Here is a 24,767-nt window from a genome sequence, read left to right as displayed (position 1 = left end):
TCCGATTCGGTGATCTTCGACATGTCATCGCGAGGGACGGACAACGTGCAGCTACAATGGTCTTGGGAGTTCGCCAGTTCCCCCGGGCCAATTGGTTAGCCGGGACGGCTGTATTCACACGAACCCCACCGATAATGTGCGCGCACCTGCATCGACGGTTGTCGCCCGCTTCGCCGAGATCTCCGGACGGTTCGAATTCGTCCGAGTGGAATTCAGTGCTGAGGCGTAGGCATGACCGAAGAAAAAGAGGGCATCGACATCGGCCGACTTACGGCCTGGCCCCTTACCTTGTGCGTGCGTACCGCCACGAGGAAAGGCTAGTCCCCTGAGCAAGATCACTGTCGACCACGAAGACGAAGCAACCGAGAACACCGTTTCCGTCCAGCTCGACGACACCCATGTACCCCCGAGCTTCGCCGAACTCGGTGTCCGCGACGAAATCGTCCGCGCACTGAACGAGATCGGCATCGAGCGCACCTTCGCCATCCAGGAACTCACCCTTCCGTTGGCTCTCGCCGGTGACGACCTCATCGGTCAGGCCCGCACCGGAATGGGCAAGACCTTCGGTTTCGGCGTCCCGCTCCTGCATCGCATCGTCACCGCCGAGAACGGCACAGCTGTTCTCGACGGCACGCCCCGCGCTCTGATCATCGTTCCCACCCGCGAGCTGTGCATCCAGGTTGCCCGCGACCTCGAGAACGCCAGCAAGTACCTCCGGGTCGGCGACCGCGGTCTCCAGGTTCTGCCCATCTACGGCGGCCGTCCGTACGAGGCGCAGATCTCGGCACTCCAGAAGGGCGTCGACGTTGTCGTCGGCACCCCGGGTCGCCTGCTCGACCTCGCCAACCAGTCGCACCTGATCCTGGGCAAGGTGGGCGTTCTCGTCCTCGACGAGGCCGACGAAATGCTCGACCTGGGATTCCTCCCCGACATCGAACGCCTCATGGGCATGGTCCCCGACAAGCGTCAGACGATGCTCTTCTCCGCGACGATGCCCGGCCCGATCATCACCCTGGCTCGTACCTTCCTGACGCAGCCGACGCACATCCGCGCCGAAGAGGCCGAATCCTCCGCGGTGCACGATCGCACCAGCCAGCACATCTACCGTGCACACGCGCTCGACAAGGCCGAGATGGTCGCCCGCGTCCTGCAGGCCGAAGGCCGCGGCGCGACGATGATCTTCACCCGCACCAAGCGCACAGCCCAGAAGGTGGCCGACGATCTCGCGGAACGCGGCTTCTCCGTCGGTGCCGTCCACGGTGACCTCGGACAGATCGCCCGTGAAAAGGCGCTGAAGGGCTTCCGTAACGGCAAGGTCGACGTTCTGGTCGCCACCGACGTCGCTGCCCGCGGTATCGACATCGACGACGTCACCCACGTCATCAACTACCAGTGCCCCGAGGACGAGAAGACCTACGTCCACCGCATCGGTCGTACCGGCCGCGCCGGACGCACCGGCATCGCCGTCACGCTGGTCGACTGGGACGACATCCCTCGCTGGCAGCTCATCGACAAGGCACTGAGCCTCGGAATCCCCGACCCGGTCGAGACCTACTCCAGCTCGCCGCACCTCTACGAAGAGTTGTCCATTCCGGCCGATGCCAAGGGCACTGTTCGCAAGGCCAAGGCCGCACCTGAGAAGGCAGCAACGGACAAGGCAGCAACGGACAAAGCAGACGCGCCGAAGTCGACCGACTCGGACGGCAACGAAGAGAAGGCCGCTCCCCGCCGCAACCGGACCCGTCGCCGCACCCGCGCCGGCGCTTCGACCGACGCCCCGACGTCCACCACCGCCGGCGCCACCACAGCTCCCCCTTCGGCACCCGCGGCAACCGCTGCCGAGAACTCGGACGAAGACGGAGCGGCCAAGCCGCGTCGCCGTCGGCGTCGTCGCCCCGCGGCTTCCGCGACGGCAGGCGCCGCAGAGTAAGCTGCCGATGTGCTGGCTCCCGAAAGGCGTACTCGCTCAGATGTGATCGGTGCGCTGGCAATCGCGCTGGCCGTAATCGTGGCGGTGACCGTTGTGTGGTTGCGCAGTGATGCGCGCGGAACCACCTCGGTCACCGCTGAATCTCCACTCCCACCTCTGTCGACGTCGGTGTTGTTACCCGACATCCTGAAACAGACGTGGGAATCTCCGAGTGCCGACTCGACGGCACCGATCACCGTCGGAAATGCCGTCGTCACCGCCGACGGCTCCGAGGTGATCGGCCGCGATCCGGCAACGGGCGAAGAAGTGTGGCGATACGCGCGCAACATTCCGCTGTGCGGCGCGATCGGTTCGTGGGATCGCGTCGTCAGCGTCTATCAGGATGATCGCGGTTGCTCTCAGGTCACGTCACTGGTCGCCGACACCGGCGCCCGAAAGGACCAGCGCAACAGCGACGCCGATTCCGCGGTCAGCCTTTCAGCGGACGGCACCTACCTGATTTCGCGCGGCAGTGAGCGAATGGAGCTGTGGCGCTCGGACCTCGTCCGAACCCTCGAGTACGGCCGGGTCGACGCGAAGGTGAACCCCAACAAGCAACCTCGCACCGGATGCACGCTGCTCGACGCTGCGTCGAGCGCCAACCGAGTCTCGGTACTCGAGCGCTGCCCCGGTGAAGCCTCCAACAGGTTGACGGTGATGAATCCCGCACCGAAGGACGCCCAGGAACCCGAAGAGTACGGATCCGCGATTCTCCTCGACTCCGAGGGCGCCCGCCTGCTTGCCGTGGCCGGCGAAAAGACGGCCGTCTACCTCCCTGCCGCCAACGGAACCGTTTCTCGCATCACTATTTTCGACGGATCCGGCAATCCGATCGTCGACTATCCGATCGAGGGAACGGTGACCGAAGGCGCCCGCACCCACGCCGACAAGGCTTCGATCACGTGGTGGACCGGCTCGCAGACCGTCAACCTGCGCCTGAGCGATCTGGCTCCGACGTGGATCGTCAACGGAACGTCCGGACCCGGAAGCATGGTTGCCGGTCAGATGCTCATCCCCGTTCCGGGCGGCATTGCAGCCGTCAGTCCGTCGGACGGAGCGGTGCAGCGCATGATCGCAGTCGACCGCGGCGAGACGGCGACACCGATCGTGCTCGCCAGTGCGGGCGAGACGATTCTGGAACAGCGCGGCGATACCTTGTTCGCGCTGCGCTAGAAGCTCACCTTCCTCAGATCGCCAGCTCCGGCGCGAAAGTCACGACTTCGTTTCCAGCCCAATGCTTTACGAGATTGTCCGCGAGTTCACGATAGGCATCCGCACCCTTGTTCTTTCGTCCGGCGAGGACCGTCGCACCCGACGCGGACGCCTCGGCGAACTTGACGGTGCGTGGGATCGGAGGCGCCAGAACGGCCAGGGAGTAGCGGTCGCTGACGTCGGCGAGCACGTCGCGACTGTGCGTGGTTCGAGCGTCGTACAGAGTCGGAAGTGCGCCGAGCAGAACAAGATCCGGGTTGGTGATGGCTTGGACTTCACGAACCGTACGCAGCAGCTGTCCGACGCCGCGGTGTGCGAGGGTTTCGCATTGCAGTGGAACCAGAACCGACTGCGCCGCAGTCAATCCGTTGAGTGTGAGCACACCCAACGACGGTGGGCAGTCGATGATGATGACGTCGTAAGAGCCCAGGAGCGGAGACAGCGCCCGCTTGAGCGCGAACTCTCGACCGGGTCGCATCAGGAGCAGCGCTTCGGCGCCCGCGAGATCGATCGTGGCCGGCAGGAGATCCATACCGTCGTTCGTCTTCAGCACGGCGTCGACCGCGTCGAGATCACCCGCCAGGACCTCGTTGACCGAACGCTCGAGGCGATCCGGGTTGTGTCCGAGCGAGAACGTCAGGCAGCCCTGCGGGTCGAGATCCACCACCAAGACTCGTTGTCCGAGCGCGGACAAAGCCGCACCGAGAGAAGCGACGGTAGTGGTTTTAGCCACGCCGCCCTTTTGATTCGCCACTGCGAGAACCGTCGTCACACGTAGATCCTTGCGCACTTCGCGCCAGGAGGCGAGCTACACACGCGAGGCAGCCTGCAATGATGGTCGACATGACCTCCCAGTCCGCCCCCTCGTCGATCCCCCTCGGTGCTCGCGTCGTACTCATGCGCCACGGTGAAACCGAGTGGGCACGCACCGGGAAACACACGGGCCGGACCGAGGTTCCGCTGACTCCGCTCGGCGAGATGCAGGCAACCGCGACCGGAAATCGCTTGCGAACCCTCGACCTCCGGAACCCCATGATTCTGACGAGTCCGCGGCTGCGCGCACAGTTGACGGGTGATCTCGCCGGCCTGCCGGAAGAGCGAACCTGGGATGCACTGTCCGAATGGGACTACGGCGATTACGAAGGCCTCACGACGCCCGAGATCCGCGCAACGGTGCCCGATTGGACCGTCTGGACGCACCCGTGCCCCGGCGGCGAGCAGGCCGATCAGATCCACGCCCGGACCGACATGGTGCTGTCGATGGTGCGTTCGCAACTACCCGAACGCGACGTGATCCTGATCGGGCACGGCCACTTCTCACGCGCACTCATCGCCCGCTGGCTCGAGCTCCCGGTGACGGAAGGAAAGCGTTTCGCCTTGTCCCCCGGCGCTTACTCGGTTCTCGGTTACGAGCACGGCGCCACCCACCTCGTCCATCACAACGTGCCGCCGCTCGTCGAGGCTTGAGGCCTAAGATTCTCCCTATGATCCGACGCGCCACGCCCGCAGACGTCCAGCCGATCACCGACATGATCTACGAGTTGGCCGACTACCAGAAGGCCCTCGACGAGTGCACCGTGAAGGCGGAACAGATCGGCGAGGCGTTGTTCGGGCCGGCCGCGACGGCCTTCGCGCACGTCGCTGTGAATTCGGCCGACGACGTCGTCGGCATGGCATTGTGGTTTCGCAATTTCTCGACGTGGGACGGCGCTCACGGCATCTACCTCGAAGACCTGTACGTCAAGCCCAGTCAGCGCGGATCAGGCCACGGGAAGGCTCTTCTGGCCGCGCTCGCCAAGGAGTGCACCGACAACGACTACACCCGGCTGTCCTGGTCGGTGCTCAACTGGAACACCCCCTCGATCAAGTTCTACGAGTCACTCGGTGCCGACGCGAAGACGGAGTGGACCACGTATCGCCTGACCGGTACTCACCTCGGAGCTCTCGCCGCCGAAGCTGAGTAGAGCGGAAGCTGAGTAGGTCTGAAGCAGCGTAGGCGTTCCGTCCTACTTGTCCCGCGGCTCTTCGGTCTCGTCCGGGCGCCCCTCTTCCGGCGACACCTCGTCTGCGTACGCTCCGTACTCCGCTGCCATCCATCGAGACGTCGGAGCCGAGAACAGGCAGCCCAGAGCGCCGAGAACGACGACACCCAGAACGATGCCGAGCGGCACCTGATGCGAATCGGTCAGGAGCGACCAGGCGACCGGCAGGAGCAGCAACTGCGCGACGACGGCGATTGCCCGGCCCCACCGGCGGCCCGTCAGCAAAGCGATACCGGCAGCCAACACCGCGCCGCCGAGGATCGCGACCCACGCGGCAAATCCGTATCCGTTGGTGACGCTCTGATCGTGGCCGGTTGCACCGCGAATCACTGCGACGATCGCGAACCCGGCGGCAACCAGCCCTTGAAGCGTCACGAGGGCACCTGCCCATGTGACTGTCTTGGGCAGGGCGTTCGGACTGGCGGTATTCGGCACGAGGCCAGCCTAGAACACGACACCGGATAGGCTCATGCCCCGTGCGCGCACTGCTGATCGTCAACCCCAATGCCACCTCCACCACCGCTGCCGGTCGTGACCTGTTGGCACACGCCCTCGAGAGTCGGGTGCGACTTACTGTGGCGCACACCACACATCGGGGTCATGCCGCCGAACTGGCGCGCGAAGCCCACGAAGACGGCTTCGGCTCGGTGATCGTCCACGGCGGCGACGGAACGGTCAACGAAGTGGTCAACGGACTGCTCGGGTCACCGCATCCCGCGTCGATGAAATCGGTTCCGGTCGGTCCGATCCCGACGATCGCTGTCGTCCCGGGAGGCTCGGCAAACGTTTTCGCGCGCTCACTCGGTATTGCCGCCGACCCGATCGACGCCACGAACCAACTCGTCGACCTCCTCTCCGAACGGACCAGGCGCCGAATCGGGCTCGCACACTGCGACAACCGTTGGTTCACGTTCAACGCCGGAATGGGCCTCGACGCCGATGTGTGCGAGGCCGTAGACGCCAGCCGTAAGAACGGTGACGCCGCCACACCCGCCCGGTATGTCCGAACCGCGATCGCGGCGTTCTTCCGTGCCAAGCGAGCCGAACCAGCGCTGACCGTCCACCTTCCCGATCAGGATCCCGTCTCCGGAGTCCACTACGCATTCGTCTCGAACTCGAGCCCGTGGACATATCTGGAAGAGCGTCCCGTCCACACCAATCCGGGAACGACCTTCGACAGTGGACTCGGCATCTTCGCCATGACGAGCACCAAAGTTCTGCCGTCCCTGCGGGTTGTGCGGCAACTACTCGCACGCGGCGCGGAACCGAAATCGAAGGTCCTCTTACGCACCGACGACGTCCCGACAATCACCATCGAATCGTCGCGACCGATCGGACTCCAGATGGACGGCGACTACATCGGACTTCGTGAAAAGGTCGAATTCACCTCGGTCCCGGATGCACTGGAAGTGTTCGCACCGATTACGACGTGAGTCAGGCAACACGTTTGACCTGCAAAAACTCTGGTGCCAAAAGGTCGAAATCGGGTAAAATGCCGGTGACGCCCAGGTGGCCGTCAGGTGTGTCACAAATTAGTGAGTTGGCCCACGAACCCGTTCAAACCTATTGACATACCGCGAGTTCGTGAAAGCATTCACAAGTAACAGTGCGGAAACATTGATGACGCACACACAAACTCATTGGTACCAAATGGTGTGAATACACACCCAATTAAGGAGCGAAAAAAGATGGACTGGCGCCACAACGCAATCTGTCGCGACGAGGATCCCGAACTGTTCTTCCCTGTGGGAAACAGTGGACCGGCCCTCGCTCAGATCGCTGATGCCAAGGTTGTCTGCAACCGCTGCCCCGTCACCGCCGAGTGCCTGTCGTGGGCTCTCGAGTCCGGCCAGGATGCAGGCGTCTGGGGCGGAATGAGCGAAGACGAGCGTCGCGCACTCAAGCGTCGTAACGCACGTACCCGTGCACGCACTTCCGTCTAGGTAGAACCGAGACGTTCGACTCGCGGCGGAGAACAGCCCCTCTGCACAGTCGAAGACGACAGCCCGGCACCACATGGTGCCGGGCTTTTTGTCTGCTCGAATCGCTAACGCTGCTCGAATCAGTAACGCGCAGAACGTCTACCGAGCGGCACACGCAGAACCGCGTCGGTACCGCCTCCGCTTCCCGGGTGCAGTCCGAGCGAGCCACCGAGCTCGGCTCCCAGCAGAGTCCGCACGATCTGGAGTCCGAGGCGATCGGATTTCTCGAGGTCGAAGTTCTCCGGCAGGCCGCGCCCGTTGTCGTGGATGATCACGTCCAACCAGCGTGCAGAACGCTCGGCACTGAGTGTGACCGTGCCGGTCACACCCGGATCGAAAGCGTGCTCGATCGCGTTCTGCACCAACTCCGTCAGCACCATGACCAGCGGGGTGGCGCGCTCGGCGGAGAACACTCCGAAACTGCCCTCACGCCGAATCGTCACCGGCACACCTACTCCCGCGACATCGGAGAGCATGGGAACCAACCGGTCGATCACCTCGTCGAGATCCACCTCTTCGTCCACCGACATCGACAAGGTGTCGTGAACGAGGGCGATGGACGTCACGCGTCTCACCGACTCTGTCAACGCTTGTCGCGCTTCGTCGTTGCCGGTTCGCCTGGCCTGTAGACGCAGAAGCGCCGCGACGGTTTGCAGATTGTTCTTCACTCGATGGTGAATCTCGCGGATGGTTGCGTCCTTGCTCAGCAGAGCGCGATCACGACGCTTGACCTCGGTGACGTCGCGGACGACGACCGCAGCACCGACATGCCGGCCGCCAGGCTTGAGAACCAGGGCCCGCAGCAGAACGGTTGCCCCGCGCGCCTCGATCTCCATACGGCGACCGGGCTTGTCCGCCAACGTATCTCGGATGTATCCCGCAGCTTCCTGAGACTCGAACGGGTCGGTGACCAACGAACGGGTCAGTGCCGCGAGGTCTTGGCCCACCAGATCCGAGCTCAGACCCATCCGGTGATAGGCCGAGAGGGCGTTCGGGCTGGCATAGACGACTGTGCCTTCGGTGTCGAGGCGGATGAAACCGTCGCCCGCACGTGGGCTCGAGTTCGTGTCGGAGCGCGATTCTCGGATCGGGAAGGTTCCGTCGCTGATCATCTGACACAGGTCTTCGGCGCAATCGAGATACGCGAGCTCGAGTGGACTCTGCGCTCGCTGGTGCGACAAGTTGGTGTCGCGGCTCAGAACCGCGATGACTCGCCCGTCCAGACGCACCGGAACGGCTTCCCGACGCGGCGGCATTCCTTCACGCCACGTCTCGTCTTCCCCGCGCACGACGCGGCCCTCCACGAGAGCGCGAAGAACCTGCGGGTGCTCGGACTCGGAAACGACCGTTCCGACCGCGTCCTCCGGAAAAGCCGTCGATGCCGTTGTCGGCCGGCAATGCGCTACGCAGATGACCGTCCCCTCGGATCGGTTCTTCTCCGATTCGGTGCCCACCCACAAGAGAACGTCGGCAAAGGAGAGGTCGGCGAGCAGTTGCCACTCCCCCACGACGCGCTGGAGATGGTCGACCGCCGCACCGGGAAGGTCGGTGTGTTCGGCGAGGAGGTCGCTGAGAGTGGACATCGTCCGGCTTAGGAGATCACGGCGATCAGATCGCCTTGCTGAATCACGTCGCCGACCTTGACGCCCACCGTCGTCACCGTTCCCGGAACCTCGGCCAGGACGGGAATCTCCATCTTCATGGATTCGAGGATGACCAGGGTGTCGCCGTCCGCAACGACGTCTCCCTCGCTCACGACGACCTGGTAGACCGTCGAAACCATCTCGGCGCGCACGTCTTCTGCCATCGTGAACCTCACTTCTGTCGGAACTGCACTCTGACCACGAAAATACGTCGACGGATCACTCGATCGACCTGCCAATGGAACCACACCGGCATCGGCGTGAAACAATGACGCGAAAGAAACAGAAGGGAGACCAATCATGGGTAAGCGTGGTCGTAAGAAGCGCAGCCGTAAGGGCAACGCCGCTAACCATGGCAAGCGTCCAAACGCCTGACATGTAGCGCAACAAAACGTCCGAGGGGCGGGGAAGCATTGCTTCCCCGCCCCTCGGCGTTACTGCCTTCCGACTGCTGCCGCTCAGATCTTCGCTGACGGGCTAGCTGTCGGTTTCGGTAGTCGTTATGACGATGGTCCGACGCAACTCGACGGTGAGCCTCTGACGCAGGCTTTCCGGCGCGTGGTCTCCACCGCACTTACGGTTGATCAGGCTCTTGACCTTCTCTTCGATCCCGTAGGCCTCGAGGCACGATCCACAATCGTCGATATGACGCTGCAGGCGAGCACGACTTGAATCGTCGCATTCACCGTCGAGCATCAACCAGACGTCGGCGATGACTGCCGAGCAGTCGAGCCTTTCGAATTCGTCCTGCTCACTCATCGTGTGACACCTTCCGTCTCGGTGGCTGCGACTGTGGCTGTGTCGACCGCGCCGTCCCGATTGAATCCCCGGTCTTTTGCGACATCGGCCAAAAGACCACGCAATTGCTTGCGACCACGGTGCAGTCGCGACATCACCGTTCCGATGGGTGTGCCCATGATCTCCGCGATCTCCTTGTACGGGAATCCTTCGACATCGGCGTAGTACACGGCCATACGGAATTCCTCGGGAAGCGACTGCAGCGCCGCCTTGATGTCGTCGTCAGGCAACGCGTCGAGCGCCTCCACCTCGGCCGATCGCAGCCCCGTCGAAGTGTGCTCGGCGGTGGCGGCCAACTGCCAGTCGGTGATCTCGTCCGTCGGATACTGCGCGGGTTGGCGCTGCTTCTTGCGGTACGAGTTGATGTAGGTGTTCGTGAGAATCCGGTACAGCCAGGCTTTCAGGTTGGTACCGGCACGGAACGAACGGAAAGCGGTGTACGCCTTGACGTACGTCTCCTGCACGAGATCCTCGGCATCAGCCGGATTCCGCGTCATGCGCAGGGCAGCGCCGTACAACTGGTCGAGCAGCGGGAGCGCGTCGCGCTCGAACCGGGCAATCAACTCATCCGCAGTTTCGGGCGTTTCGGACACTGCGCCGTCGATAGGTTCAGCTACCCCTGACGGTTCGTCCTTGGGCCGGTCGTGTTCCAGCACTCTGATCCCTTCACTAGCCGTAGGGATCAAGGTTACCGCCAACTGAAGATCCGACCCACGGGCCGGTGGTGGCTCACACACAGCCAGCACGGTCGCTCCTTCGCTTCTCGGGACAAGTTTCATCAACTGGTACCAACACGGGAGTCAGCGACTCTGTTCCCGGCCTGGTCGGATGCACCTGTCGGCGATCCACATAGGGTGTTCCTCATGGCCGGAACAGCGACCCCTGCGACCGTACTTCTCGACAAGTCGAAGACACCGCACCGCGTCCACAGCTACGACCACGATCCTCGCGCCGAATCTTTCGGCGACGAGGCGGTCACTGCACTGGCAGAGTCGACAGGTGTCGTGGCTGCCCAGATCTTCAAGACCTTGGTCGTCAAACTCGACACCGGCAAGCTCGCCGTCGCGGTTCTGCCGGTCCCGGACAAGCTCTCCCTCAAGGCTGCAGCCGCTGCCCTCGGTGCGAGCAAAGCCGTCATGGCCGATCGCGCCGAAGCCGAGCGCTCGAGCGGCTACGTCTTCGGCGGTATCTCACCGCTCGGCCAGCGCAAGAAACTGCCGACCGTGATCGATGCGTCGGCGCTCGACTGGGACCGCGTTCTCTGCAGCGCCGGCCGACGCGGCCTCGAAATCGAGCTGGCTCCGACGGACCTCGCGCAGCTCAGTGGCGCGGTCACGGCGCAAATCACGGCGGGCTGAGTATCCGGTCGCTACGGTCTCACCATGCGACCACACCTGAAAACTCTTGCACTGACCGCTGCGACGGCAGCTCTCACCGTCTCGCTGACGGCCTGCGGGAGTTCGGACAATGCCGCCAAGGAAGTCACGGTAGTCGGATCAGGGCAGGTCCGCGGGGCGCCGGACATCCTCAATGCCGACATCGGCATCGAGGTGGTTGCCCCGGAAGTATCGGGAGCGGTCTCGGAGGCGAATGACAAGGCCCGTCAGATGATCGACGCGATAGTCGCCGCCGGGGTTGCCCCCGAGGACGTGCAGACAAGCGATCTGTCCGTCCAGCCGCAGTACGACGCCAGCGGCGGACCGTTCGTCGGCGGCAACGTGACCGGCTACCGGGCGACCAACTCGGTACGAATCGTCGTCCGCGATCTCGACAAGGCCTCTTCTGTCCTGGACGCCGGCATCGCGGCGGGCGGAAACGCGGCACGGCTCGGTAACGTCGCCTTCGCCATCGACGACGACTCTCAGCTTCTGGCCGACGCTCGCACCCGTGCCTTCGAGGACGCGAAGAACCGTGCCGAGCAGTACGCGGATCTGTCCGGGACGTCGCTCGAAAACGTCGTGACCATCACCGAGGCACACGACACGAGTGGCGGTCAGACCATGCGCGCTCCCGACGCCTCGATGTCCGACATGGTTCTCGCCCCGGGAACCCAGCAGGTCTCGTTCGAAGTGACCGTCACCTGGGCTCTCGGCTGACTGCTAGAGCAGGCTGATCTGCTCGCCGGCACGGTCGACGTCCGGCTCGATCAACTCGTGCCCGTTGTTCTTGACACTGTTGACCAGCGGCCGGACTCGATCGACGTCGATCCGCTCGAAGAGGTCCGGTACCGGTTCGAGCAGAGCCGAATCGACGGTGTTGTCGGGATCGAGCCACGCCTCCCAGCGGTCACGAGGCAGGGCGAGGGGCATGCGGTCGTGGACCTGCTCGAGGTGACCGAGAGAGTCGACCGTGACGATCGAGCAGCTCAGAACGGGGCTCGCGTTCTCGACACTCGGGTCCCGCCAGGCAGACCACACGCCCGCCATGAACAGCCGTGATCCGTCGTCGGGGTGCATGTAGTAAGGAATCTTCGCTGCCTTCTTCCCGCCGGTGGCCTCGGTCTGCCACTCGTACCACCCGTCCATGGGGACCAGGCAACGCTTGAACTTGAAGGCGGTCCGAAACGCCGGCTTCTCCGCCAGCGAGTCGGCGCGGGCGTTGAACAGGACCGGGCCTTTGCCCAGTTCCTTGGTCCACGACGGCACCAATCCCCACCGCATCCGCCGAATCCTCTTGGTCGGATCGCTGTCGGGGTTCTCCCGATCGTGGCGTTCGACGACGGTCAACACCTCGGTCGTGGGGGCCACGTTGTAATCGGCTTCGACGGGCGCCGAGTGGTCGGTCTCGTCGAGCGCGTCGAGTTCCACCGCCAGGGTGGCCGGGTCCGCTGTGGTCGCATACCTTCCGCACATGACACCCAGGGTGGCACGGTTTCGACCATTCCCCCACCGATGAGAGAAGATGGACCATGTGAGTCTGAGTCTGTGGAGCGCCCCGAGGGCCCAAGCACCCGTCGATGCAGTGGTGACGCTGCCCGGATCCAAGTCCATCACCAATCGAGCTCTGATTCTGGCCGCACTTGCGGATGGCCCGTCCACGATCACCGGTGCACTCCGCAGCCGTGACGCCGACCTGATGATCGCAGCTCTGCGTGACCTCGGCATCGGCGTCGAGGAAGCCGGTGATGCGACCACGCTTCGCATCACCCCTGGACCCCTGCGCGGCGGCGAGGTCGACTGCGGCCTGGCCGGCACCGTGATGCGCTTCCTGCCGCCACTCGCCGCGATGGCCGACGGCATCGTCCACTTCGACGGCGACGAGCAAGCACGCACACGACCGCTCGGCACCATCTTGGAAGCACTGCGCGGTCTCGGCGCTCGGATCGAGGGTGACGCACTCCCGTTCACCGTCACCGGAACCGGATCCCTACGCGGCGGGACGGTCACCATCGACGCATCCGGTTCGTCGCAGTTCGTCTCCGGTCTCCTGCTCTCGGCTGCTGCGTTCGAAGAGGGTGTCACCGTTCACCACGACGGCAAGCCCGTCCCGTCCATGCCACACATCGACATGACCGTCGAGATGCTCCGCGAGGCCGGAGTTTCCGTGACGACGCCAGCCACGGGCGGTGACGCGGACACCTGGCGTGTGGCACCGGGGCCGGTGCGCGCCGTGGACTGGGCGATCGAACCCGATCTCTCCAACGCCACACCGTTCCTGGCCGCTGCCGCAGTGACCGGCGGAACCGTCAGCGTCCCGATGTGGCCGTCGTCGACGACGCAACCCGGCGACGCGATCCGCGGGATCCTCGCCTCGATGGGGGCCGACGTCACTCTCGCCGATGGTGTCCTGACCGTCCGCGGCCCGGAGAAACTGCGCGGCATCGACATCGACCTCCACGACGTGGGAGAGCTGACCCCCACCGTGGCGGCCCTGGCCGCTCTCGCCGAGGGCACCTCGCATCTACGAGGAATCGCGCACCTGCGCGGGCACGAGACAGACCGTCTCGCCGCCCTCGCCGACGAGATCAACAAACTCGGCGGTTCCGTCACCGAAACCGATGACGGCCTGACGATCGTTCCCGCGGAACTCCATGGCGGACAATGGCTCTCGTATGCCGACCACCGCATGGCAACAGCCGGCGCCATCATCGGCCTGGTCGTCGACGGCGTCGACGTCGACGATGTCGGAACCACCGCCAAGACACTGCCCGGCTTCGAGAACATGTGGATCGACATGCTCGAGAGTTCGCCTGCGACACCGAAGGCAAGCTTCTGAGTCCGCGGCAGTACGACGAGTCCGACGTCCGGGTACGCCCCGGGCGCGGATCCCGCCCCCGTACGAAGACTCGGCCCGAACATCTCTCGGCCGAATCGGGGATGGTGGTGTCGAAGGATCGTGGCCGTTGGGGTTGCGTCCTCGGCGGCGATCCCGACCGGCTGATCGTCACGATGCGCGCCCGCGAACTTGGCCGAACCCCCATCGTCGTCGGCGATCAGGTGGACATAGTCGGCGATCTGTCGGGCAAAACCGACACCCTTGCGCGCATCGTCCGGGTCTCCGAGCGTTCGACGGTTCTGCGAAGGACCGCCGACGACACCGATCCCTTCGAACGCATCGTCGTCGCGAACGCGGAGCAGCTTCTCATCGTCGTGGCACTCGCCGATCCCCCACCGCGCACCGGCTTCGTCGAGCGCGCACTGGTCGCCGCCTACGTGGGTGGCCTGACGCCGATCGTCTGCCTGACCAAGAGCGACCTCGAACCGCCGGAGGAATTCGCGAGCACGTTCGCCGACCTCGACATCCAAGTGGTCGTCGCCGGTCGCGACGATCCCCTGGACGAACTGACGCAGATCCTCGAGCACAAGTTGACCGCCCTGATCGGACATTCCGGCGTCGGAAAGTCGACACTGGTCAATCGCCTTGTCCCCGATGCCAATCGAGCGGTCGGCATCGTATCCGGCGTCGGCAAGGGCCGGCACACGTCGACGCAATCGGTGGCACTCCCTCTCGCCGGTGGCGGCTGGGTGATCGACACCCCGGGCATCCGTTCGTTCGGTCTGGCGCACATCTCGCCCGAGAACGTGGTGGCGGCGTTCTCGGATCTAGCTGCGGCGATCGAGGATTGCCCGCGTGGATGCACGCACCTCGGACCGCCGGCAGATCCCGAATGCAAGCTCGACCTGTTGGAGGGCAAATCAGCTCGACGCGTCGTCGCTGTGCGACAACTGCTGGAAGCGATCAAGTCCAACGATCAGTACTGAGCGCCCCCGAGCGACGTTCCGGGCGAGAACAGCAAAGCGGCCCGACACCATCGAATGGTGTCGGGCCGCTTGCTGTCTACGGTCAGCGCAGTCGACGATCAGCGCAGGCCGAGGAGGCTGCGCAGCTTTCCGCTCTTGCGCTTACGTGCGATGGCGCTCTTGAGGCCACTGCGACGCCCGGTCACGGGATCGACAGTCGAGGTCAGTTCGCCGTCGAACATCCGCTCCGACGCCGTCTCGGGCGCATTGTCGACGGTGTCCTTGAGGTACTTGTTGGGCAGCGACAGCTTGGCGATGGTGCGCCAGGACTTGGCGTACTGCACGGCAAGCGGGCCCGTCGTGTACGGCAAGTCGTACTTGTCCGCGAGCTGACGCACCGTGACCGCGATGTCCTTGTAGCGGTTGCTGGGCAGATCGGGGAACAGGTGGTGCTCGATCTGGTAGCTCAGGTTGCCCGTCATGAAGTCCATGAGCGCGCTGCCCTCGATGTTGGCGCTGCCGAGCATCTGACGCAGGTACCACTGAGCCTGCGTTTCCTTGTCGATGTCTTCCTTGGTGAACTTCTCGGCACCGTCCGGGAAGTGGCCGCAGAAGATGACCGCGTTGGTCCACACGTTCCGCAGAGTGTTGGCGGTGAAGTTGGCCGACAACGTGCTCTTCCACGCCGGGCCGGTGATGGCCGGGTAGATGACGTAGTCGCGCAGGACCTGCTTGCCGATCTTCTCGCCGACCTCACGGAGCTTGCGCTGCGTCTCTTCCTTGTCGGCGCGGCCCTTGGCCACCTTGCCGAGCTCGAGGTGCTGAGCGGCGATGCCGTACTCGAAGAACAGCGCGAGCAGCGTGTTGTAGACCAGGTTGCCGGCGTTGAAGGGCTTCCAGCGCTGATCGCGGGTGACGCGGAGGAGTCCGTATCCGACGTCGTCGTCCATTCCGAGGACGTTGGTGTACTTGTGATGCAGGTAGTTGTGGGTCTGCTTCCAGTGCGCAGACGGGCCGGTGACGTCCCACTCCCACGAGGTGGAGTGGATCTCCGGGTCGTTCATCCAGTCCCACTGCCCGTGCATCACGTTGTGCCCGAGTTCCATGTTCTCGATGATCTTCGAGAGCGTCAGCAGGCCAACTCCGGCGAGCCACGCCGGACGACGACGGCTGGCGAAAAGCACTGCGCGGCCGCCGATTTCGAGCGAACGCTGCAGACGAATGACGTTGCGCACGTATCGCGCATCCTTCTCGCCGCGCGACTCCTCGATGTCGCGACGAATCGCGTCGAGTTCGCGGCCGAGCGCTTCGATGTCGGCGTCCGTGAGATGTGCGTATTCCTTGACATCTGCAATCGCCATGGAAAGCCTCCTAGCAGTGAGTTAGGCGCAAAGTAGTAAGTGCAGAACGATCATCGATTCGAATCGTTCAGATCAACTGCACCTACTGTAGCGTAACTTACGGCACCGTAGGTTAGGTTTTTCCCGATGTAACCTATATCACTTCCGGCGCTTCGGCATGCGGGAACGGGCCTGCGACTTGAGTGCGGTCAACAAACCGAGACGCTTACCGGTGATCGGATCGGTACGAAGGTCCTCGACCATCGCCATGGCTGCGTCCCGGAATCCCGAGTCGCGGAACCGCAGTTCCGAAGACGTTTCCGGAGCATTGTCCGAGGTTGCGGTCAGCCACTTGTCCGGCAAAGCCAACTTGTGGATGGTGCGCAGAGCCAGAAGATACTGCTTGAAGAGCGAACCGGTGGTGTACGGGAGATCGAACTTCTCGCACAATGCACGCATCTTCACAGCGATTTCGGGATAGCGGTTGCTCGGCAGATCGGGAAACACGTGGTGCTCGATCTGGTAGCTCAGATTGCCGCTCATGAGTCCCATGAGCTTGCCGGAATTGAAGTTCGCACTACCGAGCATCTGGCGCAGGTACCACTCGTGACGAGTCTCCTGCTCGAATTCGGCAACCGTGAACTTCTCGGCACCGTCCGGGAAGTGGCCACAGAAGATGACGACGTACGCCCACAGGTTGCGCACGAGGTTCGCGGTCGCATTGGCCGACATGGTCGACTTCCACGCCGGCCCCGTCAGCGCCGGGAACAAGATGAAGTCCTTGCCCACCTGACGAAAGATCTTGCGCGCGAAGTCTTTGTTCGCCTGCGAGTTCAGCTGCCCCTTTTCCGCGCCCTCCAACTCGGCTGCCGCCGTGAGGTCGTGCAGCGCGATGCCCCACTCGAACGTGGCCGCCAAGATCACGTTGGCGATCGGCTGGAAGAGGTTGATCGGCTTCCACGGCTCGTCACGAGTCATACGCAGAATCCCGAAACCGAGATCCTCGTCCATACCGACGACGTTGGTGTACGTGTGGTGCTGGTAGTTGTGGGCGCGCTTCCAATGCTCGGAAGGACCGGTCTGATCCCACTCCCACGAGACGGAGTGAATCTCGGGATCGTTCATCCAGTCCCATTGCCCGTGCATGACGTTATGCCCGAGCTCCATGTTCTCGATGATCTTCGACAGGCTCAGCAGGGTCGTGCCGACCAACCATGCCGGTCGGTACCGACTGCCGAACAATGCGATACGCCCGCCGAGCTCCAACGCCCGCTGGACGCGAATGACGCGACGAATGTAGCGGGCGTCCCGGATCCCACGAGAGTCTTCGATGTCGAGTCGAATCTGATCGAGTTCACGTCCGAGAGCTTCGACATCGGCCTCGGTGAGGTGCGAAAACTCTTTGATATCGGTGATGGCCACCGTGGTCCTCCGTGTGCCTAGAAGCTATGCGTCCAGCGTACAGTCGCCGGCGGCGGCGGAGATGCACGTCTGGATGCGCTCGCCCTCCGCGTGCTGTTTCCCCGAGCGTAGATCGATCGCGTGGCCGGCAACGAGAGGTACGACACACGTCTGGCAGATGCCCATGCGGCAACCGAACGGCATCAAGGCACCGGACTGCTCGCCTGCCTCCAGAAGCGTCGTCGCACCGTCGACGGTGATCGTCTTACCCGACTTCTCGAACGTGACCGTGCCACCGTCGGCCGAAGCGTCGATGCGCGATACGGCGAACCGCTCCATGTGGAGTCGATCCTCGATGCCTTCCGCCTTCCAGACGTCTTCGAGCTCATCGAGCAACGGGAGGGGTCCGCACGCCCAGGTGTGGCGCTCGCGCCAGTCGGGGCAGACCGTGTCGAGAGAACTGAGTTTGAACTTTCCGTCACGTCGCGTGAGTTGAACGTGGCTCACGAAGTCCTCGTGCTCGGCGTGCAGTGCTGTGAGTTCGTCGGCGAACATCACGTCGGATTCCGTCGGAGCCGAGTGGATGTGCATGACGTCGGGCAATTGACCGCGCCGGTTCATCGTCCGCAACATGCCCATGACCGGAGTGATGCCACTGCCGGCAGTGATGAACAGGATCTTCTCCGGTGGCGGATCCGGCAACGCGAAGTTGCCCGAAGGCGTGGCCAGTCGAACGATGGTTCCCGACGGCACGGCCCCGCTGACGAGGTGGCTCGAGAGAAAGCCCTCGGGCATGGCCTTGACCGCGATGGAAATGCGCTTGTTCTCCCAGTTGGGAGGCGAGGTAAGTGAGTACGACCGCCAATGCCAACGGCCGTCGATATGCAGACCGATGCCGATGTACTGCCCTGGCTGGTAGTTGAAGTCGAATCCCCAACCCGGCTTGATGACGATGGTCGCCGAGTCCGTGGTCTCGGGCCGGACTTCGACGATCTGGCCGCGCAGCTCGCGGGCGGACCACAACGGATTCGCGAGGTGCAGATAGTCGTCGGGAAGCAATGGTGTGGTCAGCCGAGCCGCCGCACCGCGAAGCAGATTGAGCTTCGACCGCGCTGCCGGAACTACCGACGCTGCCGGTGCCTCGATCCAGTCCTTCAGACCCATCAGACCTCCACCTCTCACCTTCCGAACCCACTGCCTACGGTACCGTAGGTTATCAGGTTACGGTACCGTAGGTTACTTCACGGTAAGCACATTCACAGCAGGTCGAGCAAGAACGGCAACTCCTGCGCGGCGTACCACGCCAACTCGTGGTCCTCCGCGTCACCGAGCGTGAACTCGGCATCGGCGTCACCGAGATCTGCCGCGTCGACTATGCCAGCAGCGCGCTCGATGTCCGATTCTGCCTGTTCGAGGTCGACATGCACAGATGCAACCTGAGCCATCGTGACAGGACCCGCCAATCGGACTACCGAATCGTCGAGATCTGGCCGTAACTTCACATCGGCATCGTCGACGTCGGCGGCAACGACAGCACGCCGGAAGGTGACGTCACCCTCGGTTCCGGCGATCAGCCGCAGCGACGCACGCGCAGCCTCACCCATGGCGACCTCGGCCAACTCGTCGTCGTCCCCCGCCGCGTACGACTCACGCAGAGTCGGGGTGACCGCAAAAGCCGTCCGGCTCATCGGGTCGAACTCCTGATCTGCGACCAACTGCTGCAAAATCTCGACCGTCGCCGGTACGTACACCCTCATGAGACCACCTTCATGCTCGTTCGTCACCGACTCGCATCCGTCAATTCCTCGAGTGACTCGAAGATCAGCGAACGAACGACGTCGACGTCCGACATCGCGTCACGGTCGGCATTCAAACCGTAGTAGACATTTCCGTCGTACGACGTCAGGGCGATGCTGAGTGTCTGATTCTTGAGTAGTGGCGACACGGGATACATCTCGAGCATCCGAGCCCCACCGAGGTAGAGCGGAAATTGCGGCCCTGGCGCATTGGTGATCATCAAGTTGAACATTCGCTGCGACAGACTGCTGGCCGCACGCGAGCTCATCGCATGCAGCGTCGCCGGCGCAAACCCGGACATTCGCACCATCGTCTGCGCGGTGACCCGCCGACCCTGACGCGCGAATGCCTCCGTCGCATGGGCCACGTGCGAGAGCCGAACCACCGCGTTGGGTTCACCGACAGGCAGGTCGATGAGGAACGAGGAAACATGTCCGGGCGCTTGCGGATCGTCGACGTCAGGACTCTCCGGGCCGTCGGTGTAGACCGACATGGGCACCATCGCTCGCACGATGGTCGCCTCGGTCACCGGTTCACCGCGCGAGAGCAACCAGTTCCGCATCGCACCTGCGATGACGGTCAGAATCACGTCGTTGATCTCGCACCCGTACCGCGCGCGAATACGTCGATAGTCCTCCAGAGACGTCTTGGCCACCGCAAGGCGTCGATTGCGCGAAATGGTGGCGTTGAGCGGGCTCGACGGGGCTACCTGCGTCGCCGTTCGAACCACTTCCGCGAGTTTCCCGAGTGCACTCACAGCCTCGGTGACGGATGTGGTCACGTCGTTGAACGCTGCACGCGCCCGTGCGATCCCCTCCCCCGGGCTCGTTACGAGATCCGCCAGTGCACTGACCAACAAGCTGGTATCGCTCGGCGGCCTGGCGGGCATCCACAATTCTTCGGGGCCTGGCGCTCGATTCTTCTCCGGATCGAAGATCACCTGACTGATCTCTGGAGCCGCCTCGCCGTCCACCAACGACGAATGAGACTTCGTGAAGATGGCAAATCTGTTTCTGGCCAGCCCCTCGACCAGGTACATCTCCCACAACGGCCTCGTGCTGTCGAGTGGTCTCGACGTCAGCCGCGCGATCAGATCCATCAGCTGTTCGTCGGAACCTGGTTTGGGCAGAGCAGATCGGCGTACGTGATAGGTGATGTCGAAATCCGAGTCGTCCACCCAGACGGGGCGGGCCAGACCGAACGCCACCTCGCGAACTCTCTGTCGGTACCGCGGAACCGATCCGAGCCGCTCTTCGACAAGTCGAAGCAACTCCTCGTGATCGATCCCGTTTCGCAGTTGCCTGAAGATCCCCAACGAGCCGACATGCATCGGCGTCGTCCCAGCTTCGAGGAAGTAGAAAGCGGCATCCTGAGTCGTCAGTCTGTTCACCATGGCTTCGTGTCCCCTCCTTCGCCGAGATCGAACAGAGTCGACAACTCCTCGATGGTCGATTCCGAGCCGACGTGATGGACCCCGACCATCCCGACGGCCACCGCCGCCCGGACGTTGATTTCGAGATCATCCACGAAAACGAAATCCTCCGGCTCGACGCCCAAACGACTCGCTGCCAACAGATAGATCTCGGCGTCGGGCTTTGCCATCTCGACATCACCGGACAAGATCACGTCGTCGACCAAGACCCCGTCGCCGAGATCCCGCAACCACTGAGCACTGGCGCCGCCGGGATCGTTGCTGACGATTCCCGTCACGATTCCGCGGGCCTTCACCGCGCGCACGACCGCGCTCAAGCCGTCGAGATCCGATCCCGGACCGAACAGCACGCCACCGACATCCAACAGAAGTCCCCGCACGCCATCACCCTAAGTCGCGATGGTGATCACGGCGACATCTCGAGCGATTCGTGTCATGCTTCTCACCATCGCTCGGGGGAGCGAAGTCCGAGACAGCTGTCTCGGACGCAGGATCATCCGGGGGGATGTCATGGAGCAGGACTGCAAGATCGTTCTCGAGCCGGCGCCGCAATTCGAGCCTCACCCGCATACCGTCGTGCTGTCGCGGCCCCAGTGCCGGCCAGACCGAACGCAGTGCCGAACAGACCGGATGCTGCGTCGCCCGCGAAAGACGCCACACAACGGAACGTCGCCCAGTACCGGGTTCACTCACGCTCCGGAACCGCGGCTGGTAGGTGCCGACATCTTCTGGAACCGATCACTACGTCTGGTTCTCGAAACCGTCGACCGACGACGAAATCCACGGCAGCTCAAAGGTGTGTTGACGCCGTCCGCCCTGGAAGTTGTTGCGAGACTTTACACTTCGGATTTCTCGGCCCGGAAGCTGGGCGGCGCGGCCGTTCACCGCACCCACGTTCAAGCAGTGTCGGAGAGTACCGCCGAAGTCTGTGCGACGTACACACGAGGCACGCAGACTTTTGCCGTCGCAGGCCGGATCGACCACACAGACGAAACAGGCTGGACGGTCACCGCACTACACGTGGTGTGACCGTCCAGCCTGCCGAGTACTGACTGCGCTAATACCTCAGCGCTTGCGCTTGGACTTCGGAGCTCGATTGCTCTTCGACTGCGTCCGTGCGGCTTCACGACGTTCGCGACGAGAGGCGGCACCGTCGCCGGTGTCGGCAGCCGAGTCACGTGTTGCCTTTGCCTTGCCGTCCTCGTCCGGGCCGGTGTACGTCAGACGCGACGGACCTTCGTCGTCAAGTCCCTTGGCGCGCAACGCCGTCGGGGCGGCAGTTCCGGCTGTCCTGGCCGCAGCCTCCTGCGTGGGGAGCGGCTTGGGCGCCGTGGCGGACGCCGCGGCGGCAGAGCCCGCGGTGACGGAAATTCCACTTGCGGGCTGCGCCGGAGCTGCCTCGACCTGCAGGTTGAAGAGGAATCCGACGGACTCTTCCTTCAATCCGTCGAGCATGCCGATGAACATGTCGTAACCCTCGCGCTGGTACTCGACCAGCGGATCGCGCTGGGCCATCGCACGCAGACCGATTCCCTCCTTGAGGTAATCCATCTCGTAGAGATGCTCACGCCACTTACGGTCCAGGACCGAGAGGAAGACACGACGCTCGAGTTCACGCATACCGTTTTCGCCGGCGATCGCATCGATCTCGGCTTCGCGCTTCTTGTACGCCGCGTGGGCGTCTTCGAGCAAAGCGGTTCGCAGGTCGTCACGGCTCAGGTCACTGTTGATGCCTGCGCCGTCCTCCCCTGCCAACGTCTTGTGATCGATGCCGACCGGGTACAGCGTCTTCAGCGCCGTCCACAGCTGCTCGAGATCCCAGTCCTCGACGTATCCCTCAGCGGTGGCACCGTCGACGTAGGCGGTGACCACGTCAGTGATCATCTGCTCGACCTGGCCTTCCATGTCCTCACCCTCGAGGATCTGGCGGCGCTCCTTGTAGATGACCGTTCGCTGCTGGTTCATGACCTCGTCGTACTTGAGGACATTCTTGCGAATTTCGAAGTTCTGCTGCTCCACCTGGGTCTGAGCGCTCTTGATGGCCTTCGAGACCATTTTGGCTTCGATCGGGACGTCGTCGGGCAGGTTCAGGCGCGTCATGATCGACTCGAGTGCCGAACCGTTGAAGCGGCGCATGAGCTCGTCACCGAGCGAAAGGTAGAACCGCGATTCGCCGGGATCACCCTGACGTCCGGAACGACCACGCAACTGATTGTCGATTCGGCGCGATTCGTGACGCTCGGTGCCCAGGACGTACAGGCCGCCGGCATCGCGGACCTTCTCGGCGTCTGCCTTGACCTCAGCCTTGACCTCGTCCAGGACTGCGTCCCAGGCTGCCTCGTACTCGTCCGGCGTCGTGACCGGGTCGAGGCCCTTCTTGCGCAGCGCGATGTCCGCGATGATGTCCGGGTTACCACCGAGCACGACGTCGGTACCGCGGCCGGCCATGTTGGTCGCGACGGTGACCGCGCCGGAGCGACCGGCCTCGGCGATGATGGTCGCTTCCTTCTCGTGGAACTTGGCGTTGAGGACGTTGTGGGCAACGCCGCGCTTGGTGAACTGCTTGGACAAGTACTCCGAGCGCTCGACGCTGGTGGTACCGATCAGGACGGGCTGGCCGTTCTCGTGGCGCTCGACGACGTCGTCGACCACCGCGTCGAACTTGGCTTCCTCGGTCTTGTAGATGAGGTCGCCGTTGTCGACTCGGACCATCGGACGGTTGGTCGGGATCGGGATCACACCGAGCGTGTAAGTCTGGTGAAGCTCGGCAGCTTCCGTCTCGGCGGTACCCGTCATGCCCGACAACTTGTCGTACAGACGGAAGTAGTTCTGCAGGGTGATGGTGGCAAGGGTCTGGTTCTCCGCCTTGATCTCCACCTTCTCCTTGGCCTCGATCGCCTGGTGCATGCCCTCGTTGTAGCGGCGGCCGACCAGCACGCGGCCGGTGAACTCGTCGACGATGATGACCTCACCGTCGCGGACGATGTAGTCCTTGTCCTTGGTGTAGAGCTCCTTGGCCTTGATCGCGTTGTTCAAGTAGCTCACCAGCGGCGAATTCGCGGCTTCGTACAGGTTGTCGATACCGAGCTGGTCCTCGACCAGTTCGACGCCCGCCTCGTGCACACCGATGGTGCGCTTGCGGATGTCGACCTCGTAGTGAACGTCCTTCTTGAGCAGCGGCGCGATGCGCGCGAACTCGCTGTACCACTTGCTGGAGCCGTCGGCCGGGCCCGAGATGATGAGGGGGGTTCGGGCTTCGTCGATGAGGATCGAGTCGACCTCGTCCACGATGGCAAACGCATGGCCACGCTGGACCAGGTCGTCCAACGAATGCGTCATGTTGTCGCGCAGGTAGTCGAAGCCGAACTCGTTGTTGGTGCCGTACGTGATGTCGGCTGCGTAGGCGACGCGGCGCTCGGCCGGCGTCATGCCCGAGAGAATCACACTGGTCTCGAGGCCGAGGGCGCGGTGAACGCGGCCCATCCACTCGGAGTCACGCTTGGCGAGGTAGTCGTTGACCGTCACCACGTGGACGCCGTCACCCGCGATCGCGTTCAGGTATGCCGGAAGAACACAGGTCAGGGTCTTGCCCTCACCGGTCTTCATCTCGGCGACGTTGCCGAAGTGCAGGGCCGCGCCGCCCATGATCTGCACGTGGAAGTGCTTCTGGTCGATCACGCGCCACGACGCCTCGCGGGCAACCGAGAATGCCTCGGGCAGCAACTCGTCGAGAGTTTCCCCGGCGGCATAGCGCTCACGGAACTCGGTGGTCTTGGCTTTGAGTTGCTCGTCTGTCAGGCCTTCGACATCGGGCGACAGAGATTCCACATGCTCGGCGATGTGCTTGAGCCGCTTGACCATGCGACCTTCACCAACACGGAGCAGCTTCGATAGCGACAGCGACGGCACAGTCTTCTTCGTCCTCAATCTTCGGCGACAGGGGGTCACACACTGAAAATCCGGCCGGGGTC

General features: G+C 63.5%; 26 protein-coding genes. 12 read left to right on the top strand and 14 right to left on the bottom strand.

Features of this window, described 5'->3' with window-relative positions:
• The first annotated feature begins 325 nt into the window (after positions 1-325).
• The gene (locus BH682_RS10855; RefSeq protein ID WP_075832864.1) at positions 326-1,930 is read left to right on the top strand and encodes a DEAD/DEAH box helicase; all 1,605 of its coding nucleotides are present in this window, start codon (positions 326-328) and stop codon (positions 1,928-1,930) included.
• Between the two features lie 9 nt (positions 1,931-1,939).
• Complete coding sequence (locus BH682_RS10850; protein WP_030534999.1) at positions 1,940-3,142, top strand: Rv3212 family protein; 1,203 nt, start codon at positions 1,940-1,942, stop codon at positions 3,140-3,142.
• Between the two features lie 13 nt (positions 3,143-3,155).
• On the opposite strand, the gene BH682_RS10845 is transcribed toward BH682_RS10850, so the two are convergent.
• The gene (locus BH682_RS10845) at positions 3,156-3,953 is read right to left on the bottom strand and encodes a ParA family protein (RefSeq protein WP_075835237.1); all 798 of its coding nucleotides are present in this window, start codon (positions 3,951-3,953) and stop codon (positions 3,156-3,158) included.
• A 71-nt stretch (positions 3,954-4,024) separates the two neighbouring features.
• Here BH682_RS10845 and BH682_RS10840 point away from each other — a divergent pair, with 71 nt between their 5' ends.
• Together BH682_RS10840 and BH682_RS10835 are read left to right on the top strand one after the other, a co-directional pair.
• Positions 4,025-4,648: an acid phosphatase gene (locus BH682_RS10840; RefSeq protein WP_080552758.1), complete on the top strand. Its 624-nt coding sequence runs from the start codon at positions 4,025-4,027 to the stop codon at positions 4,646-4,648.
• A gap of 17 nt (positions 4,649-4,665) precedes the next feature.
• A complete protein-coding gene (locus BH682_RS10835; RefSeq protein WP_003940724.1) occupies positions 4,666-5,145 on the top strand; it encodes a GNAT family N-acetyltransferase in 480 nt (159 codons plus the stop codon).
• A 42-nt stretch (positions 5,146-5,187) separates the two neighbouring features.
• Here the strand turns inward: BH682_RS10835 and BH682_RS10830 are convergent, their stop codons facing one another.
• On the bottom strand, positions 5,188-5,658 hold the full coding sequence (locus BH682_RS10830) for a membrane protein (RefSeq protein ID WP_019747799.1): 471 nt from the start codon (positions 5,656-5,658) through the stop codon (positions 5,188-5,190).
• 41 nt (positions 5,659-5,699) lie between these two features.
• Here BH682_RS10830 and BH682_RS10825 point away from each other — a divergent pair, with 41 nt between their 5' ends.
• Positions 5,700-6,656 carry a diacylglycerol/lipid kinase family protein gene (locus BH682_RS10825; protein WP_007731209.1) on the top strand — a complete coding sequence of 319 codons (957 nt, stop codon included), beginning with the start codon at positions 5,700-5,702 and terminating at the stop codon, positions 6,654-6,656.
• Positions 6,657-6,911: 255 nt separating this feature from the next.
• A complete protein-coding gene (locus BH682_RS10820) occupies positions 6,912-7,166 on the top strand; it encodes a WhiB family transcriptional regulator (protein ID WP_003940950.1) in 255 nt (84 codons plus the stop codon).
• Positions 7,167-7,285: 119 nt separating this feature from the next.
• Here the strand turns inward: BH682_RS10820 and BH682_RS10815 are convergent, their stop codons facing one another.
• Both BH682_RS10815 and BH682_RS10810 read right to left on the bottom strand, forming a co-directional pair.
• Positions 7,286-8,788: a sensor histidine kinase gene (locus BH682_RS10815; protein WP_003940890.1), complete on the bottom strand. Its 1,503-nt coding sequence runs from the start codon at positions 8,786-8,788 to the stop codon at positions 7,286-7,288.
• A gap of 8 nt (positions 8,789-8,796) precedes the next feature.
• Positions 8,797-9,012, bottom strand: a complete 216-nt coding sequence (locus tag BH682_RS10810; protein WP_007731208.1) for a biotin/lipoyl-binding carrier protein — start codon at positions 9,010-9,012, stop codon at positions 8,797-8,799.
• A 136-nt stretch (positions 9,013-9,148) separates the two neighbouring features.
• On the opposite strand from BH682_RS10810, the gene BH682_RS37290 reads away from it, so the two are divergent.
• Positions 9,149-9,223 (top strand): 50S ribosomal protein bL37, encoded by a 75-nt coding sequence (locus BH682_RS37290; RefSeq protein ID WP_022597109.1) that lies wholly within the window; start codon positions 9,149-9,151, stop codon positions 9,221-9,223.
• A gap of 102 nt (positions 9,224-9,325) precedes the next feature.
• Here the strand turns inward: BH682_RS37290 and rsrA are convergent, their stop codons facing one another.
• Together rsrA and BH682_RS10800 are read right to left on the bottom strand one after the other, a co-directional pair.
• Positions 9,326-9,607 carry a mycothiol system anti-sigma-R factor gene (gene rsrA, locus BH682_RS10805; protein ID WP_003940722.1) on the bottom strand — a complete coding sequence of 94 codons (282 nt, stop codon included), beginning with the start codon at positions 9,605-9,607 and terminating at the stop codon, positions 9,326-9,328.
• Complete coding sequence (locus BH682_RS10800) at positions 9,604-10,302, bottom strand: sigma-70 family RNA polymerase sigma factor (protein ID WP_042922166.1); 699 nt, start codon at positions 10,300-10,302, stop codon at positions 9,604-9,606. Before BH682_RS10800 ends, rsrA begins: the two co-directional genes overlap by 4 nt.
• Positions 10,303-10,509: 207 nt before the next feature.
• On the opposite strand from BH682_RS10800, the gene ybaK reads away from it, so the two are divergent.
• The gene (gene ybaK / locus BH682_RS10795) at positions 10,510-11,004 is read left to right on the top strand and encodes a Cys-tRNA(Pro) deacylase (RefSeq protein WP_058039127.1); all 495 of its coding nucleotides are present in this window, start codon (positions 10,510-10,512) and stop codon (positions 11,002-11,004) included.
• Between the two features lie 24 nt (positions 11,005-11,028).
• Positions 11,029-11,742: an SIMPL domain-containing protein gene (locus tag BH682_RS10790; protein ID WP_075832862.1), complete on the top strand. Its 714-nt coding sequence runs from the start codon at positions 11,029-11,031 to the stop codon at positions 11,740-11,742.
• Between the two features lie 3 nt (positions 11,743-11,745).
• On the opposite strand, the gene BH682_RS10785 is transcribed toward BH682_RS10790, so the two are convergent.
• Positions 11,746-12,498 carry an SOS response-associated peptidase gene (locus BH682_RS10785; RefSeq protein WP_030535007.1) on the bottom strand — a complete coding sequence of 251 codons (753 nt, stop codon included), beginning with the start codon at positions 12,496-12,498 and terminating at the stop codon, positions 11,746-11,748.
• Positions 12,499-12,547: 49 nt separating this feature from the next.
• Here BH682_RS10785 and aroA point away from each other — a divergent pair, with 49 nt between their 5' ends.
• Entirely contained in the window at positions 12,548-13,861 is a 1,314-nt protein-coding gene (gene aroA, locus BH682_RS10780; RefSeq protein WP_075832860.1) for a 3-phosphoshikimate 1-carboxyvinyltransferase, read from the top strand.
• Positions 13,810-14,847, top strand: coding sequence for a ribosome small subunit-dependent GTPase A (gene rsgA / locus BH682_RS10775; RefSeq protein WP_037129054.1), 1,038 nt, complete (start codon positions 13,810-13,812; stop codon positions 14,845-14,847). The genes aroA and rsgA overlap by 52 nt, the downstream gene beginning before the upstream one ends.
• A 98-nt stretch (positions 14,848-14,945) precedes the next feature.
• Here rsgA and BH682_RS10770 read toward each other — a convergent pair whose 3' ends face one another.
• The 6 genes from BH682_RS10770 to BH682_RS10745 form a co-directional block, all read right to left on the bottom strand.
• Entirely contained in the window at positions 14,946-16,187 is a 1,242-nt protein-coding gene (locus BH682_RS10770; RefSeq protein ID WP_003940700.1) for a fatty acid desaturase family protein, read from the bottom strand.
• Positions 16,188-16,325: 138 nt separating this feature from the next.
• Complete coding sequence (locus BH682_RS10765) at positions 16,326-17,588, bottom strand: fatty acid desaturase family protein (protein ID WP_003940901.1); 1,263 nt, start codon at positions 17,586-17,588, stop codon at positions 16,326-16,328.
• Positions 17,589-17,612: 24 nt separating this feature from the next.
• Positions 17,613-18,731, bottom strand: a complete 1,119-nt coding sequence (locus BH682_RS10760) for a ferredoxin reductase (protein WP_003940928.1) — start codon at positions 18,729-18,731, stop codon at positions 17,613-17,615.
• Positions 18,732-18,823: 92 nt separating this feature from the next.
• Positions 18,824-19,324 (bottom strand): DUF6912 family protein, encoded by a 501-nt coding sequence (locus BH682_RS10755; RefSeq protein ID WP_030535010.1) that lies wholly within the window; start codon positions 19,322-19,324, stop codon positions 18,824-18,826.
• Between the two features lie 23 nt (positions 19,325-19,347).
• On the bottom strand, positions 19,348-20,757 hold the full coding sequence (locus tag BH682_RS10750; RefSeq protein ID WP_075832858.1) for a WS/DGAT/MGAT family O-acyltransferase: 1,410 nt from the start codon (positions 20,755-20,757) through the stop codon (positions 19,348-19,350).
• A complete protein-coding gene (locus BH682_RS10745) occupies positions 20,751-21,176 on the bottom strand; it encodes an HAD-IA family hydrolase (RefSeq protein WP_075832856.1) in 426 nt (141 codons plus the stop codon). The genes BH682_RS10750 and BH682_RS10745 overlap by 7 nt, the downstream gene beginning before the upstream one ends.
• 130 nt (positions 21,177-21,306) lie before the next feature.
• Between BH682_RS10745 and BH682_RS10740 the strand changes: the two genes are divergently transcribed.
• Positions 21,307-21,825: an Rv3235 family protein gene (locus BH682_RS10740; RefSeq protein WP_225320335.1), complete on the top strand. Its 519-nt coding sequence runs from the start codon at positions 21,307-21,309 to the stop codon at positions 21,823-21,825.
• Positions 21,826-21,861: 36 nt separating this feature from the next.
• Here BH682_RS10740 and secA read toward each other — a convergent pair whose 3' ends face one another.
• Positions 21,862-24,705: a preprotein translocase subunit SecA gene (secA, locus tag BH682_RS10735; RefSeq protein ID WP_007731191.1), complete on the bottom strand. Its 2,844-nt coding sequence runs from the start codon at positions 24,703-24,705 to the stop codon at positions 21,862-21,864.
• Positions 24,706-24,767: the final 62 nt, after the last annotated feature.

Origin of the sequence: Rhodococcus sp. YL-1, assembly GCF_001942025.1 — a bacterium.
In the GTDB taxonomy this organism is placed as follows: Bacteria; Actinomycetota; Actinomycetes; order Mycobacteriales; family Mycobacteriaceae; genus Rhodococcus_F; species Rhodococcus_F qingshengii.
Note: the sequence above shows the minus strand (reverse complement) of the source record. Positions and strands in the feature narration are given on the sequence as shown.

Excerpts from the sequence above, each read along its gene's own strand:
- BH682_RS10820 (WP_003940950.1), top strand. The coding sequence starts at position 6,912 with ATGGACTGGCGCCACAACGCAATCTGTCGCGACGAGGATCCCGAACTG.
- aroA (WP_075832860.1), top strand. The coding sequence starts at position 12,548 with ATGGACCATGTGAGTCTGAGTCTGTGGAGCGCCCCGAGGGCCCAAGCA.
- BH682_RS10785 (WP_030535007.1), bottom strand. The coding sequence starts at position 12,498 with ATGTGCGGAAGGTATGCGACCACAGCGGACCCGGCCACCCTGGCGGTG.
- BH682_RS10755 (WP_030535010.1), bottom strand. The coding sequence starts at position 19,324 with ATGAGGGTGTACGTACCGGCGACGGTCGAGATTTTGCAGCAGTTGGTC.
- BH682_RS10760 (WP_003940928.1), bottom strand. The coding sequence starts at position 18,731 with ATGGGTCTGAAGGACTGGATCGAGGCACCGGCAGCGTCGGTAGTTCCG.
- rsrA (WP_003940722.1), bottom strand. The coding sequence starts at position 9,607 with ATGAGTGAGCAGGACGAATTCGAAAGGCTCGACTGCTCGGCAGTCATC.
- BH682_RS10740 (WP_225320335.1), top strand. The coding sequence starts at position 21,307 with ATGGAGCAGGACTGCAAGATCGTTCTCGAGCCGGCGCCGCAATTCGAG.
- BH682_RS10840 (WP_080552758.1), top strand. The coding sequence starts at position 4,025 with ATGACCTCCCAGTCCGCCCCCTCGTCGATCCCCCTCGGTGCTCGCGTC.
- BH682_RS10790 (WP_075832862.1), top strand. The coding sequence starts at position 11,029 with ATGCGACCACACCTGAAAACTCTTGCACTGACCGCTGCGACGGCAGCT.
- BH682_RS10835 (WP_003940724.1), top strand. The coding sequence starts at position 4,666 with ATGATCCGACGCGCCACGCCCGCAGACGTCCAGCCGATCACCGACATG.
- BH682_RS10770 (WP_003940700.1), bottom strand. The coding sequence starts at position 16,187 with ATGGCGATTGCAGATGTCAAGGAATACGCACATCTCACGGACGCCGAC.
- ybaK (WP_058039127.1), top strand. The coding sequence starts at position 10,510 with ATGGCCGGAACAGCGACCCCTGCGACCGTACTTCTCGACAAGTCGAAG.
- BH682_RS10810 (WP_007731208.1), bottom strand. The coding sequence starts at position 9,012 with ATGGCAGAAGACGTGCGCGCCGAGATGGTTTCGACGGTCTACCAGGTC.
- BH682_RS10815 (WP_003940890.1), bottom strand. The coding sequence starts at position 8,788 with ATGTCCACTCTCAGCGACCTCCTCGCCGAACACACCGACCTTCCCGGT.
- BH682_RS10750 (WP_075832858.1), bottom strand. The coding sequence starts at position 20,757 with ATGGTGAACAGACTGACGACTCAGGATGCCGCTTTCTACTTCCTCGAA.